This window comes from Alteromonas sp. H39, assembly GCF_047556435.1.
Classification (GTDB): Bacteria; Pseudomonadota; Gammaproteobacteria; order Enterobacterales; family Alteromonadaceae; genus Alteromonas.
Window position 1 is genome coordinate 2,346,172 of record NZ_CP180210.1, and the last position, 17,636, is coordinate 2,363,807.

The following is a 17,636-nucleotide window of genomic DNA, read 5'->3' on the forward strand; positions in this document are numbered from 1 at the left end:
CTAAGACAAAAATAAAGGACCTTACTTAAGGTCCTTTATTATCACTGACAAATTAGTTTAGGCAAGTTTATCAGGCTTCACCTACTGTGACGATAGCGTCATGCTCTCAATCGCATTTGCTTCGATTTCCTCTGCTGTAAAGTACATGTCGCGTAATTGAGGTTGTTCAGAATAAAGCCGTGTTTGATCGAGGTTATGCTCACTGCCATACACTCTGGACTGCGAGTAGCTTAACAAGCCGCGTCCTACCGGTCCGTCCTCAGTAAAATTAACTACTACCATCCAGCTACTGCCATAATTGATATGGTAGCCCTGCGCTTCAGCACTCATAATGGTGCCCGGTAGCGGCTGGTAGGTATGGCGTGGCAACAAGGTACCGTTATTGCCGGGTACAATATTAAACACATTGAAACCACCCTCAATATTGTTCGCACCGCCCCACGGTAAACGCTCTCCGCTTGGCGAACCATCAGGCAGGCTTCGCTCGACAAACTGAACATCGCCTAACGTCGCGTCGGGGGCAACACCGGCGGTGTTGATTACTTGTACAGCGCGCGCAAATTGCTGCAAGGTGGTGTCATTTTGCAGCAGTCCAGACGGTGTAGTAACCGGTGACGCCACATCAAACGGCACTTCCCATTGCGGGTTCCGGTTAAACTGGAATGCAAACTCTCTGAACACGTGTGCACCTGTGCTTTCCTTATTCATGGTGCCATCCCAGTCAGCCAGAGCATCACAAGCTGCACTGATGTCGACACTTGCGCCATCCACAGTAACAGGCGTATCACCTTGTCGTTCACATGTCTGAATTAACGAGGGCAATATATTTTCTGCCAGATAACTGCGATTGCTCATCAGTAACCCTTCGACTTCCTCAGGCGTGAAGGTACCGTCACTGCCTGCGCTGTCTTCGATAAAGACCTGCCCCATTCTTGAACGCAACGATTGTTGATTCTCCGTTCTGCCATACAGTGGCGAAACGCCAGTGATAGGGTTGTCCAGATTAGTCAGCCAGAAACTGTCGTTGGAGTTCTGAACCGAATCTGTGCCTTCATATTTGGGTGCTTCTTCGTAAGGCACCGGACGATCAAAATCAAACGCTGATAGAAAGCCTGGCAGCACGGTAAAGCCTGCTGCCTGCTTGGTTTGGATAAGTAACGGATTCGTCGTCAGCTCATTGATCGCAGCATCCGTTAAGTAAGGCACCGTGGAGTCATCGATATAAAAGACTTCTCCTTCTTTCGAGGCCGCCATGGTGTTATTGAAGATAACGCCATCGTAATCTTTAAAGGCCTGCTTGAACTCGTCCATACTGGTAGCCATATTCATCGCGAGCCAATGATCAACAATATCCAGGTTCGGCAGATTGGCATCTTTGATTGCAAACGCATTGGTGTCAGTCCAATCAAAGTTGCCCGGTACTTCAATCATCGGGCCATAGTTCGTGTAATACGCCGTTTTATTCAGCATAATTGTCTGGCCTGGCCCCACTGCAACTTCTATCTGCAATGGTTTTTCGTAGATGGTACGTCTTGAACCATCGACCATATGCGTCATCGCTGAAGCGTCATCTTCATCTACGGTTAACTGATACACTACAAAGTGTTCTGCGGTAGAGAAAGTGTGAGTCCACGCCACATCATCGTTGAAACCGATATTAACCGCCCCCGGCAATCCCATCAGGGAGGCGCCGGTAACATTCATATAATCAGGAACTGTTGCCTGAAATTGCCAGAACCGCAGATTTCCCGTGTGCGGAAAGTGTGGATTGGCCAATACCATACCCATGCCGTTTGTCGTTTTATCACTGCCCAGCCCCCAGCCATTGGATCCCATTTCCTGCGGGTTCTTTTCAGGCAGCTCTACGGTTGGCTCAATCTTTAATGAAGTTGCAGCTGGTGTGCTGGCGGCCGGTACTGGCAAATAGGACTCTCCCGGCGGTGCAGCAAGAAACATGGGGCCAAGGAAGTTTGCAGCACCGGGCAGCAGTGCAACACCCAATGAATATGTCAGTAAATCGACACTGTCGATGTCTGTTACCCAAGGCTGTCCTGCACACTGCGGATCCTGTTCAGATACCGGGGTATCTGCCAGGTATTTGTTATAACCTGCGGTATAGCCCTGGAACATAGCGCGGCTGTTGGCTGACATCCGTGGTAGGTTTTCTTCGGCCAGTTCACGAATGCCAACCGTGAGGAAACCAAAGTCGTTGATCAGATTTTCGGAATCCCCACTGCCCGGATTCATATCCGGCCCAAAATACTTAGAACGCTCAGAATTGTATTTCACGATCTGGTCAGCAAGAATACACAAGTTATCCTTCGCAAATGCGTACCCTACTCCATAGGCCATACTTTCCAGGTTATCGCCTGTAACATGAGGCACACCGTAAGTGGTCCAGGTGATATTTGCGGTAAGTTCTCCGTCAGCATCGAATGCCGGAATTGGCGCTGGTGGCTCTGTCACCGGAGGTGGAGGCGGCGGTGTCGTTGGCGACACGTCACTAAATTCATTGTCATTATCGCCGCAGGCTGAGAGTGCAAAAGCGACACCGACTGCTAGAGCGGTTCTGGTGAGGGTACGAAGTCGAAAATTATTGTCCACGCGACATCCTTCCTTGTTGCTATTTTATGATGGTAGTCAACACGTTAAGACGTGTGACGCTACAACAAGGTGTAACACAGGTCAGACCTTTTAACAATTAATTAACGATAATTTATCCTGCTTAGTCGGTAAACCGCAGACATAAAAAAACCGGACAAACGTCCGGTTTTTATCTGGTGTTACCCGGTGTTAATTGGCAACGACACTTTCGTTGGTAATTGGCAGCATCATTGCTTCACTGGCAATATAGCCGGCAACTTCTCGCTGCATTTCTTCCGTTACCGCAGCGCTCGGTGCCGGATTCAGGCTTGAAGCATGCGCACCTTCAAGGAATTGCACCCATCCACTTACTGGCTCACCGGTAGGCTCAACGGTGGAAGACACTTGCTCAAGACCTGCTACACCTGCAAACCCTGCTTGTCCAGCCAGCGGTAACGCTGTCGACACAGGAATAACCTGATCTGGCAGGTTTTCACCGCCGTCTCCCACAACAGTCATCATGTGTACTGGCGTTGTAGCCGACAATGTTGTCGCATAGTTGTTAGGATCTGCAGAGTCCATCGCTGTCTGCGCCGCGAACGCGAACTCATTAAAGATGCTATTTACCGCTGCAGTTTGCTGAGCATCCAAAGCGTCAAAGAACGCAGATACTGCTGCTATCAATTGCGCTTCTGTCACATCGGTGGTCTCATACATTTGCATCAGCAATGCCTGAAACTCGGGCGAAGCCTGTGACAACAACAACCCTTTAATTAGTGGGCCGAAAGACGGAGACTCAATCAGGAACTGGGCTAAACCACCACCCGGTGATTCCAGTGATGCAGCGTTCACAGCATACATACCATCAAGTGCACCTAACTGCTCGCCCATTGTGGTATTTGCCACTGCAGCGAAGTCAGCCCCTGTTATAGCACCCAGTGATACACCCATAAAGGAAACACGAGACAAATTAAAGTCCACAGCCTGAGTACTGGTTGCATCAACCACTGCGTTAAGCCCCAGACGCAAACCGAGCAAATCAGATACGCTCTGACGCAAGTTGTCTCGCGCTGTTGGCAGGCTTGCCAGGTTCATATAGTGCGTAGCGCTAACCGTCGTGGCATTAATATCGTCAGTGCCATCACCATCCAGATCGAACCCACGGCTGCCGTGAAGCGGTTGATCTATAGCAACAGACGCAATACCTGCCAGTGCGAGCGTGCCGGTTATAGCCAGCATGTCTTCTTTCTTGCTGGTAATACCATGGGCCAGAATTACCACCGGCCAGCCTGCATCAGGCTTGGTGATGGGGAAGCCCAAACCAGTCGCTACCGCAACGTCCGGAACGGTAATCTGAACATCAAGCGTCTCGTCCCCCATGTTGCCACCCTGAGGTTGTGGAAACGGATTAAACTTGGTGATGTTTCTTGCGCTATCCAGCATTTCACCGTTTACCCGCAAGTCAGCAAGACCAAAGTTCGAACACATCTCATTATTCGGACCCGGTGTCGCGGCTGCTAACACTTCATCTGGTGCGCCGGCTAATACAATGCCGCTGTCACACGCCGCTTTCCAGAACTGGTTGACAGGCGCCAGAGGATTTTCTGCGCTGGGTACACCCAGGAAATACGGCAGTGACACAGTAGCTTCGTATCGCTGCGCTGCGCAGAAAGGACCAACCTGGCCTAAAATTCCGGTAGAAACCGCTACCGCAAAGTCATTCACTGCGCCCCAAGACGCAGACATAGAACCGGACGCCGTCGCCAGCAACCCGCCACACGTTTGCAGTGCGCTAAAGTCAGTAGCTTCAATTAGCGGGATCAATGCATCGGCTTCAGGTGGCAGACCAGCAATACCTTGTTGCACAGCGCCAGCCAGCGTCGTGTCGCTAACAAGGTTCAGGGTTTCCATCACATTCTGAGGCCCTTCAGCATCAGTCGCTACGATAACCGGCAGGGCCTCGCCTGCATTGGGATCGCCCGCAGCAGCGCGCGCCGCAAATTCACTTACCATCACCTGCTTGATCGTGTTTAGCGCTACACCCACTGATTGCGTGGTAAACGCCGACACGTAGGTGATTTCTTCACGATCGTACCCTGCCCCTAACAGCGGGTTGATATAGCTGTTCACAATTCCCTGAAGCTGCAATTGTGAATCACTCGATAAAGGCATGGTATTGATGTCCTGACGGACCAGATCCCATGTTGTCGAGCCTTCTACAGACTTACCTGAACTGTCTTTCAGACCCGTTGTCATTACCAGCATATGGCCCTGACCAGATTTAAGCGGGCGTAGTGGCACTACACTTACCGTATCACCATCAACCAGCGACAGAACAAAGTCCACGCCGTACTGAAGTTGATCGCCGAGCAGGCAGCCAGCTGAGGGGATCTCTATCGCCGCACACTCAGGCACGCTTTGGTCCAGACCCAGCGTCGCCTCATAAATATGAATACCTGCAGATAACGTGGATTCATCAAGAGTGACACCGTCAGGCGTACTCACGTCTATCGTAAACGGATGTTGCGTGGACCAGCCATCTAACACATTCAATGCATTTTGCGGATCACCGAAGTCCGTTGGATCAGCAACAGGAATATTCAGTGTGTAGTCAAAGAAGCCGTCATCACCTGGCAGCATCAATAAATCGTTAGGTACGTTGAGATTTCCAGCGGCCGGATCAAAGACAATGCGAGAAATGGGGGTTTGAACAGGCGTATCAGCCTGGATATCATCCAGTGTTTCGTTTGAGCCACCACATCCTGCTAGACCCAGTGCCAAGGCAACACTGGAACTGATAAAGAGTTTTCTCATTCTTTCTCCCTACAAAAACTTTGTTGTTATTCTACGATTAAAACCCGGACATAACTGGTTTCCCGGTCAGGCCACATCCCGTTGTTAACACAATGTCAGGATAGTTTTAAACATGTTAGACCAGTTGTATATAGCCCAATCTTATTGACTTTGCTGGAACTTTGCAAAGGTTTGTTAACTATTTGTAAGCGTCTTTTTGCAATCGCAGAAATTTTTGCCGTTGTGGTTTACTTCATGCTACCACCGGGTATCATCAGCGTAATTCGCGCTGGCACGATGTTTCGCGCACACTTTTCTACCTCTTCCACAGATATGGAACCCGACTACATGAATAACTATCAGGCTCCCCAGGATTTACTTGCAGGTAAAGTTATTTTAATTACCGGTGCCGGCGACGGCATTGGTGCTGAAGCTGCAAAAACCTTTGCCGCTCATGGTGCTGAATGTATCTTGCTGGGCAGAACTGTCAGCAAGCTGGAGAAAGTATACGATGACATTATTGCTGCCGGCGGCAAGGAGCCGTCAATCGTTCCCCTAGACCTGAAAGGTGCGACGCCAGAGCATTACAAAGGCATGGCGGACACCATCGCCGACCAGTATGGAAAACTTGATGGTGTGCTGCACAATGCTTCTATACTGGGTCACTTGAGTGTGTTTAAAGATATTCCGCCACAAGAGTGGCAGGATGTAATGCAAATAAACGTTAACGGCGCCATGTATATGACTCAGGCGTTGCTTCCGGTGCTGGAAAAATCTCCTTCTGCGTCAGTGCTGTTCACAACTTCCAGCGTTGGCCGCAAGGGCAGAAGCTACTGGGGTACGTATGCGGTATCTAAATTCGCTACGGAGGGGATGATGGAAGTGCTTGCTGATGAGTATAAAAATAAGTCGATACGCTTTAACTGTATAAATCCGGGGGCTACGCGAACTGCCATGCGTGCTAGTGCGTTTCCGGCTGAAGATCCTGAATCACTAAAAACACCCGCCGATATTATGCCGCTTTACTTGTATTTGATGGGCGACGAAAGCGCTGAGGTGAATGGCGCGTCTATGGACTGCCAGCCAAAATAAGCGAACAGAAATTCTGACACTGTAACGTGTCTCAACTGCGGTTTTGCTTAAAACAGCATGCTGCCGCTGTCGAAGGGAGTCGTCGTTTAACGAGCTACCTTTTACAAATACCAGACACAAAAAAGGCTGCATGAGCAGCCTTTTATATCGCTTTATTTTTACCTGATGTTATCAATCAGCAATTTTCGCCCAGGTATCACGCAACCCTACAGTCTGATTAAATACCGGTAGTGCATCCGTAGTATCCGGGTCGACACAAAAATAGCCGGTTCGCTCAAACTGCCATGCGCCAGCGTCAGGCACGTGTTTATGCAGACCCGCTTCTGCCCATCCTTTCTTCACCTGCAGAGAATCAGGATTAATCGCATCGACAAAATCATCCTGTGCAGCCGGATTAGGCACGTTAAACAGACGATCATAGAGTCGAAACTCAGCGGCTTGTGCGGTAGCCGCATCCACCCAGTGAATAACCCCTTTAACCTTTCGGCCATCGGCAGGATCTTTGCCCAGCGTTTCCGGATCGTAAGTGCAGTAAACGGTTGTCACATTGCCTTGTTCGTCTTTTTCAACGCGGTTTGCTTTCACTACATACGCGTTGCGCAGACGCACTTCTTTGTCCAGCACCAGACGTTTGAATTTTTTGTTGGCAGACTCGCGAAAATCTTCTGCTTCAATCCAGACTTCCCGGCTAAAGGAAATGGTGCGAGTGCCCATCGATTCATCATTAGGATGATAAGGTGCTGTCAGTTGCTCTGACTCCCCTTGTGCAAGGTTTTCAATAACCAGTTTGATTGGATCGAGTACTGCCATTGCCCGCGGCGCATTGACGTTCAGATCATCACGAATACAGGCTTCTAACATGGACATTTCGACCATGTTATCCATCTTGGTGACGCCAATCCGCTTACAGAATTCACGCACGGCCCCAGGGGTGTAGCCGCGGCGGCGTAAACCCGCAATGGTTGGCATACGAGGATCGTCCCAGCCACTAACATGCTTCTCATCGACCAGCTGTATCAGGCGACGCTTGCTCAGCACCGTATATTCAAGGTTAAGGCGAGAGAACTCATACTGACGTGGCGTACAGTCGATAGAAATATTCTCAATCACCCAGTCATAGAGGCGACGGTTATCCTGAAACTCCAGCGTACATAACGAATGTGTGATCCCCTCAATCGCATCTGAAATACAGTGAGTAAAATCATACATAGGATAAACACACCATTTGTCACCGGTTTGGTGATGGTGTGCATGCTTAACCCGATAAATTACCGGATCGCGCATACACATAAACGGCGAGGTCATATCGATTTTGGCACGCAGGCTACATTGACCTTCGCCATACTCGCCCGCTGTCATTTTCGCGAATTCACGCTGGTTGGTTTCTACATCGGTATCCCGATATGGACTGTTCTTGCCTGGCTCAGTCAGCGTTCCGCGCATCTCACGCATTTGCTCCTGCGTTGAAAAGTCGACATAAGCCAGCCCTTTATCAATCAGTTCATTGGCGAAGGCGTGTAATTGATCGAAATAATTAGAGGAGTAGCGCGCTTCACCGTTCCACTCAAAGCCCAGCCAATGTACGTCCTCTTTGATAGAGTTCACGAAGCTGATGTCTTCTTTTGCAGGGTTGGTGTCATCAAACCGCAGGTTACAGGAGCCTTTATAATCTTCTGCGATACCAAAATTCAGGCAGATAGATTTCGCGTGACCAATATGCAAAAAGCCATTGGGCTCTGGCGGGAAACGCGTTTTTATGCTCTCGTGCAGACCTGATGCCAGGTCCTTGTCGATTATTTGACGAATGAAGTTGGTCGGACGGTGTTCAGTCTCGGCCATTCGCTGTTTCCCCTTATTTTTTGTGTGAGTCGATTATGCGACGAGTATAACATCAGCCGATCTCTCGCAACCATGTTTTCTTTTCGTCACTTGGGCTTTTGTCTAAATATGCAGCAACATAGCTGAATTTACCGCATTTTATCCCGACACCAGACTAAAAACACTGACTGGGAAAAAATCTATGGTAACCTCTTTAGACATTGACGCTCCCTCGTCGTAATAGAAATTGGTGTTCATGAAAGAGAAAGCAACATCGTTTGATATCGCCCATAAAGCGGGCGTTTCACAATCAACAGTGTCTCGCGCACTCAGTAACAGCCCTCTGGTAAACAAAGAAACCCGCGAACGGGTTCAGCGCATCGCCAGGGAACTGAATTACAAAGTCGATAAAAACGCGAGCAATTTACGAAAACAGAAGAGCAGCACCATAGCCCTTCTGCTTTTCGAAGATCCCACCTCTGACGATTCGATGATCAACCCGTTTTTCCTGTCTATGTTGGGGAGTATCACCCGCGCCTGCGCCAGCGCAGGATATGATTTGCTGGTGTCTTTTCAGAATCTTGAAGATGACTGGCACGCTGAGTACGAAGACTCGAACAAAGCTGACGGCATCATATTGCTGGGCTACGGTGATTACACCACGTACCGCACAAAACTAAGTCAGCTGGAAGAACAAGGCACCCATTTCGTACGCTGGGGGGCTCACGATGAGGAACACCCCGGTATCAGTATTGGCTGCGATAATTATCAGGGGGGGTATGATATTACCCGGCACCTGCTCTCACTTGGCCGCAAACGGTTCGCTTTTGTTGGTGATGCTGGCGGGCATGCGCCAGAGTTTATGGCGCGGCATCAGGGTTATCTCGACGCCCTGAATCAAGCTGGTTTGCTTGACAATGATACGCCGCGTATCGACGCGATTTCTACAGAAGACGCTGGTGTTGAAGCCATGCAGGCACTGTTGCAAATGCAGATACCTCCTGATGCCGTCGTCTGTGCATCAGACTCTATCGCCATGGGAGTGCTCAAAGCGTTACGATATTCAGACTTACGCGTACCTGAAGATATCGCTGTGGTCGGCTACGACAATATCCCGGTATCTGCTTTTACCACACCAAGTCTTACCACCGTTCAGCAAAACACAAAACGCGCTGGGGAATTACTGGTGAACACGCTGTTAGATGCAATCAATAATAAACCTGTTAAAGATTACCTGATGCCTGCGGAATTGATAATCAGGCAATCCTGCGGCAGTGCAGAGTAAACAATGACGTCGAACAGTCTGCCCTGATAACAAATTGACACATATCTATCGCATTTCTCCGTATACAGTAATTGCCATATACATGAATCAAGGAAGAAGTATGTTCAGGCAATCAGGCACGCTCTTACTGGCCGCGTTAGTACTCAGCGCATGTAGCAGTGACGATGACGCCAGTGAGATAAGACAGTTGACTATCTTAAGTCACAAAGTAGTTTGTGAGGCTGATTCCCAGCAATTGTGTTTGTCTGCATCCGGCCAAAACGACCTTACGGCGTTTTTTCCTTTTTACGAGGACATCCGTGACTTTCAGTTTCAGTGGGGTCATCAATACACGCTGACGGTGGACGTGTCGAAAGTAGAAAACCCGCCTGCCGATGGCAGCGATCGCCAATACACTCTACTGTCTGTCGATTCTGAATCTATCGATGCTACAGGTACCCTGTACCTTTATTCTGATGTTGAGCTATTAGAAAATACCTTCACCAAAGATGGCACTGACTACGCGTTTTTAGGCCAGCCTTTTAGCTGTTTACAGCCGGATGCTTGTGACAGCCTGGTATCAATGAGCGGCTCAGGCGGTATTCTGGTTGAGCTGGTTTTTCGTTATCTGGGTGAAGGGCAAATACAGCTGGAACGCTGGCTCTGACACGTTACCCCAGCATGCGTTCGGGCTCACTTTCTCAGGCCTACAGCCTGCTTTCCCTCTTTTCACTGCTTATTATGCGGGCATTGGCAATCGTTTATGGCTTGATATAACACGGTAAATCGGTGTTATGACTCACTGGTAAAATGAAAGCGCGACACCGTCTCGTTAACGAAAACTGTGCTGACAGAAAACATGCAAATGACTATCTATCTGCCTGAACAGATCCACAGCATTTCATAAAAAAGCCACTTGCGTATCGAAGTGGCTTTTACCTGATGATATTAAAAGGTGGCGCTAAGTCAGGGCCCGATATTAGAGACTCGCACCTTTGGCTATTGCACCTGCATCTGCGCAGTCATCGCTTCAATCAGTGACGGTGCGGTAACTTCGCCCTCACGAACCCATACCTGAACCCCATTGGCGTTAACCGTTGAAGACAGGCTGTCTCCTTCAGCAACGGTGACAGACTTGCCGGATAACTGTTCCTGCCACTGTCCTTCCTGAAGAAACTGGCTGACTGACATTGTCGCAGGCTCGGCGCCTTTATTCAGCAGCACCAGCGCTGTCTGCGCAGTATTCTCATCCTGCAGTACACGATAAAACACCGCTTCATTACCCTGCAACTTGACATTCACCTGCAGCCCACGCTGTAGCGCGGGCACTTGTTTACGTACATTCGCTATCGCTTTCAGCGACTGATAAATGTCACTTTGCGGCGCGCTATCAATATTGTCCTGCCCCAGGTAATTGCGGTTACCCGCATGTTCTGCCGTGCCGCGCATAAACCCAATTTCAGAGCCCTGGTACACCACTGGTATCCCCCTGACGGTAAATAACCAGTTATGGGCATTAATGAAGCCTTCATCGATCGCATTCATTCTCGGCATATCATGGTTATCGTAGAATGTAGTCAAATCGTACGGGTTGTTGTACGGCCCGTGCGTCAGATACAGCACCTCTTCCATCTTTGCAAAATCGGATTCAGCAGGCTTTTCGAAGACACTTAGCATGGCCTTTTGCATGGGGAAGTCCAGTACGCTGATGCCACCGTTTTTCGGTAGCGTATGCTGCGCAATGAAATTAGCATCATACTGGAAGCTCTCACCAAACATGTAAAAGCCCGGATGTTGCTCTCTGATGCGATCCGACGCCTCACGCCAGAAAGCATGGGGGACGTGACGAATAGTATCGATTCTGAAAGCGTCCGCGCCCTGCTCTATCCAATACAAATAACTGTTAATCAGATAATCCCTGACATCCGGATTGGTATCATCGAGGTTAGACAATTTCACCAAATCAGGATAATCATGAAAAAATGCATGTAACGGGTTCGTGTCAGGCGAGAGATCTTCAGGATGCAGATTCTGATGATCTGCCACCAAATTACCGTCTCTATCATAAATTTCACCATACCCGGGCTGATCCTCTGGCATGGTAAAACTTGGCGTGCCGTGATTCGCGACAATGTCGAATACAGACTTCAGGCCAAACTCATTTCTCATCTTATCGGTATATTGCTTAACGGTTAACGAGTCGCTCACCCAGTGCTCGTCAGGCTCATAAAAATTGGTTGCCCAGTAGCCATGATAGCCGGTTTTACCGCCATCTTTAAACTGGCCGCCGTAAGTGATTTGTTCATCACCGGTGAAGGCCTGATCAGGGTTTGCCACCAATGGTGTTAACCATACCGCAGTAAAGCCCATGTCGCTGATATACTCAGCGTTGTTTAACACGCCCTGCAAATCGCCACCCATGTAGCCGACATTCGCATATTTTCCGTCCGGACCGTCTAACCGAAGCTGCCAGGTCGGGTGATCCCCCCCCTGCTCTTCATAATTATTGTCCGGATCGCCATCCACAAACCGGTCGGTCATTACAAAATATACCGCCTCGGCAGTAAAGGGTTCCGTGGTGCCGTAGAACTCAGGTTTCGCCTTAACAACATCGTCAGTCTGGGTGGCTGCACAACCTGTTAATGATAAAGCAATCGCCGTCGCAATCGACGTTCTGCGAATAAAACGCATTAATTCTCTCCTTCCAAAACCGGGGGTGGCAGCTGTTCAGGCTCTTTCACAAAGAACACCGCCAGTGCTCCGAGCAGCATCGATACACCAGCCACTACAATGATGTATTTCGCTTCGTTGTCGAATACCGAACTTAAAATCCAGCCTGCGGTCAGGCCGGATACAATCTGCGGCGCCGCCACCGTAAAGTTAAAAATTCCCATATACACGCCGGTCTTGTTAGGCGGAAGTGCGCCGGCCAGCATCGCGTAGGGCATCGCGAGAATTGCCGCCCAGGCAATACCAATGCCCACCATAGGCAGTAACAGGTTTACTGCACCAACAGGTACCGTCACTTCGGTAATTAACAGGTTTACGTTAACGGCGTTAAGATCCTGGAACATCAGGAAACTAACATAGCTAATGCCACCTAACGCCAGCGAGCCCGCATAAATGAGTTTACGGCCAAATTTGTCAGCCAGACGCGCCAGGAAAACAGAAAATACTGCGGCAAACACCGAATAGGCGGCGAACAGGATCCCTACCCAGTCACCCGCGGCGCCTTTCGCTGCAACAATAGTTTCAGGAACCATAGGAACGGTAGCGATATAGGCTGGATCAAACCACTTTTTATCGACATTCCAGATATGCTGAGTAATGGCTGGGGTGGTGTAAACCCACATAATGAATAACGCAAACCACGAGAAAAACTGCACGACTGCCAGTTGCTTCATGGTAGTTGGCATCTTCACACACAGGTCAATAAAGCCTTTGAAACGCTCTGACAATGGTGGCTTTTCCTCAACCTGTTCAATCTCTTCGGGCTTGACGCCCTTATAGCGGTAGTAGTCCTCAGGTGCGTATTCTTTGGTTCTGATCACTGTCCATATGACCGTGCCTAACAGTACGGTGGCGCCAATATAAAATGCCCACATAACTGATGGCGCGACTTCACCAAGTTGCGCCGTATTTTCAAGGCCGACCACATTGGTCAGTACAAACGGCAAAATCGACCCTATCACCGCACCGATATTGATAAGCAGCGACTGTACCGAGTAACCAATGTTACGCTGCTCGGCGGGTACCATGTCTGAAACCAGTGACCGGAAAGGCTGGAAACAGACGTTAAATGACGCATCCATCAACGCCACCATAATCGCCCCCATAATCATCGGGGCCATGAACGCCACAAAGATCGGTGCGTTAGGCAGCAACACCATACCGACCACAGCCGCAACGGCACCTGCGAGAATAAAGGGACGCCGGCGACCAAGACGGTTCCAAGTGCGATCCGATGCCGAACCAACAATCGGTTGAACAATCAACCCCATAATAGGCGCAACCAGCCAGAACAAAGACAGCGAATGCAGATCTGCGCCTAAATCAGAAAGGATCCGGCTAACATTTGCATTTTGCAGGGCGAAGCCAAACTGCACCCCCAAGAAGCCGAAGCTGACGTTCCATATCTGCCAGAAATTTAAACGTGGTTGTTGTGCTTGCATAGTTTTCTCTTGTTATTGTTGTCGTTTGTTCCACGGTACAACATAAGGTTAATCAATAATCCAGACACTGGGAGCATAAGCAGGCACTGTTAGCGTCTCAGGCAATGTCTGTGTGTCCCCTGAGAGCCGTGTAATATCAGAATGCCCCGCCAGCATTGCTGAGAAACGTGACAACGCTATCGATACCGGCTGTTTGTTTTTATTCAGTACCACCATTAGTTTAGTCTCGGGTGAGTCCGCATTGTGACGAAAGTAAACATATACCCCATCCTGCGGCGTGTAATGCGTGAGTCTGCCGGAAAACCATTGTGGTTGCTCGTGACGTAAGTGTAGCAATGTTTTTATGCGCTGCTGCGCCCATTTTTGCTCGTCAGTCAATCCGATACCCGCAAACGCATTCACGTTGTCACCCTCCCAGCCGCCTGGAAAATCACTGCGGATATCGCCATGATCCGAACTTCCGGTATGAGTCATCAGTATTTCTGTACCATAAAATACCTGCGGTATTCCGCGCGTGGTGAGAAGGTAAGTCATCGCCAGATCCCATAGCGCGGTTTGCTCATTTAGCTGCGTGAACACCCTGTCCATATCATGATTGTCTGCAAACACCACCAGATTATACGGGTCGCCATAAACGAAGTCGGTAGCCAGTATTTCGTACAAGCTGCGTAACCCGCCTGACCAACTTTCTTCATCCTTAAGCGCCTGTATCAGCGCGGCCTGAAGCGGAAAGTCCATCACACTGGGTAATGCACTGACATAATCATCATGTCTTCTGGACCCCGCCTGCCAGTAAGACGTGATCAGCGGATTCACCGACCACTCTTCACCCACAATATTCAAATTGGGATATTCCTGCATGAGTCTGGAAGTCCATGCCGATAGAAACGCTTTGTCTGAGTAAGAATAGGTATCTACCCGAATGCCGCTTAAGTCGGCATATTCCACCCACCATATGGCATTTTGAATAAGGTAAGTTGCAAGGTGTGGGTTGGACTGATTCAGATCCGGCATGGTAGGAACAAACCAGCCATCTGCGAACGCCGCTGCATCTTCTTTAGTGCCATGCGGGTCATGAAGCGCCTCACGGAAATGGGTAGTCTGAACAAAGTTACGCCCATGATGGATCCAGTCCTCAGACGGCGCGTCATGCATCCAGTCATGCTCACTACCAATGTGATTAAGCACCATATCCATGATGATGCCGATACCCGATTTTTTCGCTTCGGCACTGAATGTCTGATACAAGGAGTTAGAACCAAAGCGCGGATCAATCTGATAATAATCTGTGGTGGAATAGCCATGATAGGAATAGCTGTCCATGGCATTTTCCAGCAACGGCATAGTCCAGATTTGGGTAAATCCCATATCACGGAGATAAGGCAGGTTGTCCATCATCCCCTGAATATCGCCGCCATGACGCCCGCCCCGGTTATCTCTTGCCAGCGTATCCACGTACCCTTTGACACTGTCGTTATCCGGGTCGCCGTTGGCGAAGCGATCTGGTGTAATCAGGTAGATAGCATCTTCGGGACCAAAGCCCTTGCGCATCGCGGAATTTTCACGCCTTTCGTTGATGGTGTACCGAAGTACTTTTTTATCACCATTTTCAGCAGCGATATCAAAAGATAAGTGACCAGGATTGACATCACTCAAATCCACAGTGATAAACACATAGTTTTCACTGTCCAGACTTTGTGTTTCAAGGATCCGCGCTGTGGGATGAGATAACGTGATATCTGCATTGGCAATACCGGGGTCATGGACCATCAACTCCACGGTAGGTTTCGCCATATTTGCCCACCAGTTAGGAGGAGATACTTCAACTGCCTGCAGCGGCAAGCTGGCAGTAAGTAGTAAAAGTAGTAGCCCTGATTTGCGCATTTTCAGATTTCCCCTCTTACGACACCTGCACCAGAAAAGCGCGATGACGATGTCCCGGTAGCAGCCGACGAACGATAAACAATGACACTTGCCTGACATCCACCTTTCCGGCAACTGTCTGACGCAATCATGTCACTCATTGCGATAAACGCTGTTAGCGTGTATCGCGAATTTCAATTTCGCCTGAAAACTTTCCTTTTACAGGTGTTAACAGGACGTTAAGATGATAGCTGATACTACCTGCGACGCGCTTGCTAACCAACCTGCTGCATACGTATTCAGCATCAGGATCGTGTGATAACGACGGTAATTGACCATAATGTGCACACAAGAAAAAGAATAAAATGACGAGATCGCTGCTATGAAAAGACGTATTGTGATTGCCGGAGGAGGCTCTGCGGGTTGGATCGCAGCAATCTTGTTTCAGCACCATTTTACAGGCACAGACGCGGAAATAACGCTGGTAGAATCAGATAATGTCCCCGTCATTGGCGTGGGTGAAGGGTCGACACCGCACTTGCGGCAACTGTTCTCGACGTTAGGCATTGCCGAAGATGACTGGATGCCTCATTGCCATGCGACTTATAAAAATGGCATTCGCTTTGAAGGCTGGCACTCGGACCACGCCCCAGGCTATTTTCATCCCTTCCCAAGTGCCCCGGACAGGCATACTGCAAACGCCTTTCTGCAAGCTTGCGAAAGGCGACGACAGCGAAGTCCGATTGCCTGTCTTCCGGATGATTACTTTCTGGCTAACTGGCTGAGTGCGCATCATAAATCGCCCCTCCAGCATAAGGGCTCTGTGACCGTTTCACTGAATTACGCCTATCATTTCGATGCCGCCGGGTTAGCCAGATTTTTAGAAAAACATACTAAAAAGCAAGGGCTTAAGCATGTAAAGGGTACCGTAAATGCGGTTACGCGGCACCATAACGGTGATATCGACGCCTTGCTACTTGACGATGGCCAGCGGATACCGGGGGATTTCTTTATTGACTGCACCGGATTTCGCAGTCTGTTACTGCAACAGACGCTCAAGGTCGGCTTTTTATCTTATGCTGATTCGCTATTTAACGATGCCGCCGTCGCCTGCTTTTCAGCTCGCCATGAAAACCCGGTTCCGGCCACGCGTTCTGTCGCGATGGCGAATGGCTGGCGGTGGGAAATCCCCCTGACTCACCGCACCGGAAACGGCTACGTCTATTCCTCACAATTTGAAAATAAACATAACGCCGCAGCACGTCTGACTGAAGCATTGGGCGAACACGGAAACGCTGACGATCTCAGACACATTCCCATGAAAGTGGGTCGAACGGCTTCCAGCTGGGCTAAAAACTGCCTTGCTGTGGGGTTAAGTCAGGGGTTTATTGAACCGCTGGAGGCCACTGCACTCCATCTGGTTCAGGAAACAACAGAACAGTTTCTATCTGCCTGGGCAGCGGGTGGCTACACTCCCCTGTACCGCGATGAATTTAACAGCCGGATCGCCGGACGTTTTGACGGTATACGTGACTCCATTGTCGCGCACTATGTTCTGTCGAAGCGCCCCGGAAAGTACTGGGATGCGTTTCGTGCTGAGGCAAAGCGCTCAGACACATTGTCGGCACTGCTGCAGTGCTGGAACGAAGGCGGCAACCTTATTCAGTTCATACAGGATAATCAGATTGGTCATTATTATTCAGCCGTGTCCTGGTATTGCCTGTTAAGCGGGTACGATGTGTTTCCGGCAGTTACCAACGATCTACAAACAGACGCATCTCTGTCAGCGGTAACGCCACTGCTGGAAAAGTGGGGAGCGACATTCCTGTCGCACGGTAAGGCATTGCAGCGCATGGGAACAAATGATTCCATTCCCTGCTGAGACCTACAGGGGGAATAGTGCGCAGCAAATCCTATCCTGCGCGTATGAAGTCAGTACGGTCATTTAAAAAAAAACCGACACCCTCTGACGTTGCCACAGGATGGGAAGCATCATGCTCAGACTGAGTCACACTCCTCTGACTCACCTTCTTTTTTTAATCACACCGAGT

At 49.5% G+C, this 17,636-nt stretch carries 10 protein-coding genes; 4 read left to right on the top strand and 6 right to left on the bottom strand.

Going from position 1 to position 17,636, the window contains the following annotated elements:
* Positions 1–81: 81 nt before the first annotated feature.
* Together ACLBLI_RS10395 and ACLBLI_RS10400 are read right to left on the bottom strand one after the other, a co-directional pair.
* Positions 82–2,604, bottom strand: coding sequence for an acylase (locus tag ACLBLI_RS10395; protein ID WP_414827553.1), 2,523 nt, complete (start codon positions 2,602–2,604; stop codon positions 82–84).
* Between the two features lie 189 nt (positions 2,605–2,793).
* Entirely contained in the window at positions 2,794–5,397 is a 2,604-nt protein-coding gene (locus tag ACLBLI_RS10400; RefSeq protein WP_414827554.1) for a VolA/Pla-1 family phospholipase, read from the bottom strand.
* 327 nt (positions 5,398–5,724) lie between these two features.
* Between ACLBLI_RS10400 and ACLBLI_RS10405 the strand changes: the two genes are divergently transcribed.
* Positions 5,725–6,468: a YciK family oxidoreductase gene (locus tag ACLBLI_RS10405; RefSeq protein ID WP_414830948.1), complete on the top strand. Its 744-nt coding sequence runs from the start codon at positions 5,725–5,727 to the stop codon at positions 6,466–6,468.
* A 171-nt stretch (positions 6,469–6,639) separates the two neighbouring features.
* Here the strand turns inward: ACLBLI_RS10405 and glnS are convergent, their stop codons facing one another.
* On the bottom strand, positions 6,640–8,307 hold the full coding sequence (gene glnS / locus ACLBLI_RS10410) for a glutamine--tRNA ligase (protein ID WP_414827555.1): 1,668 nt from the start codon (positions 8,305–8,307) through the stop codon (positions 6,640–6,642).
* Positions 8,308–8,542: 235 nt separating this feature from the next.
* Between glnS and ACLBLI_RS10415 the strand changes: the two genes are divergently transcribed.
* Together ACLBLI_RS10415 and ACLBLI_RS10420 are read left to right on the top strand one after the other, a co-directional pair.
* Positions 8,543–9,571, top strand: a complete 1,029-nt coding sequence (locus ACLBLI_RS10415) for a LacI family DNA-binding transcriptional regulator (RefSeq protein ID WP_414827556.1) — start codon at positions 8,543–8,545, stop codon at positions 9,569–9,571.
* Positions 9,572–9,671: 100 nt separating this feature from the next.
* The gene (locus tag ACLBLI_RS10420) at positions 9,672–10,217 is read left to right on the top strand and encodes a DUF4377 domain-containing protein (protein WP_414827557.1); all 546 of its coding nucleotides are present in this window, start codon (positions 9,672–9,674) and stop codon (positions 10,215–10,217) included.
* Between the two features lie 332 nt (positions 10,218–10,549).
* Here the strand turns inward: ACLBLI_RS10420 and ACLBLI_RS10425 are convergent, their stop codons facing one another.
* Genes ACLBLI_RS10425 through ACLBLI_RS10435 form a run of 3 tightly spaced genes read right to left on the bottom strand, consistent with a single transcriptional unit; the run spans position 10,550 to position 15,606 of the window.
* The gene (locus ACLBLI_RS10425; protein ID WP_414827558.1) at positions 10,550–12,241 is read right to left on the bottom strand and encodes an alpha-amylase family glycosyl hydrolase; all 1,692 of its coding nucleotides are present in this window, start codon (positions 12,239–12,241) and stop codon (positions 10,550–10,552) included.
* Entirely contained in the window at positions 12,241–13,722 is a 1,482-nt protein-coding gene (locus ACLBLI_RS10430; RefSeq protein WP_414827559.1) for an MFS transporter, read from the bottom strand. Before ACLBLI_RS10430 ends, ACLBLI_RS10425 begins: the two co-directional genes overlap by 1 nt.
* 48 nt (positions 13,723–13,770) lie before the next feature.
* Entirely contained in the window at positions 13,771–15,606 is a 1,836-nt protein-coding gene (locus ACLBLI_RS10435) for a glycoside hydrolase family 13 protein (RefSeq protein WP_414827560.1), read from the bottom strand.
* A 361-nt stretch (positions 15,607–15,967) separates the two neighbouring features.
* Here ACLBLI_RS10435 and ACLBLI_RS10440 point away from each other — a divergent pair, with 361 nt between their 5' ends.
* Positions 15,968–17,467 carry a tryptophan halogenase family protein gene (locus ACLBLI_RS10440; protein ID WP_414827561.1) on the top strand — a complete coding sequence of 500 codons (1,500 nt, stop codon included), beginning with the start codon at positions 15,968–15,970 and terminating at the stop codon, positions 17,465–17,467.
* Positions 17,468–17,636: the final 169 nt, after the last annotated feature.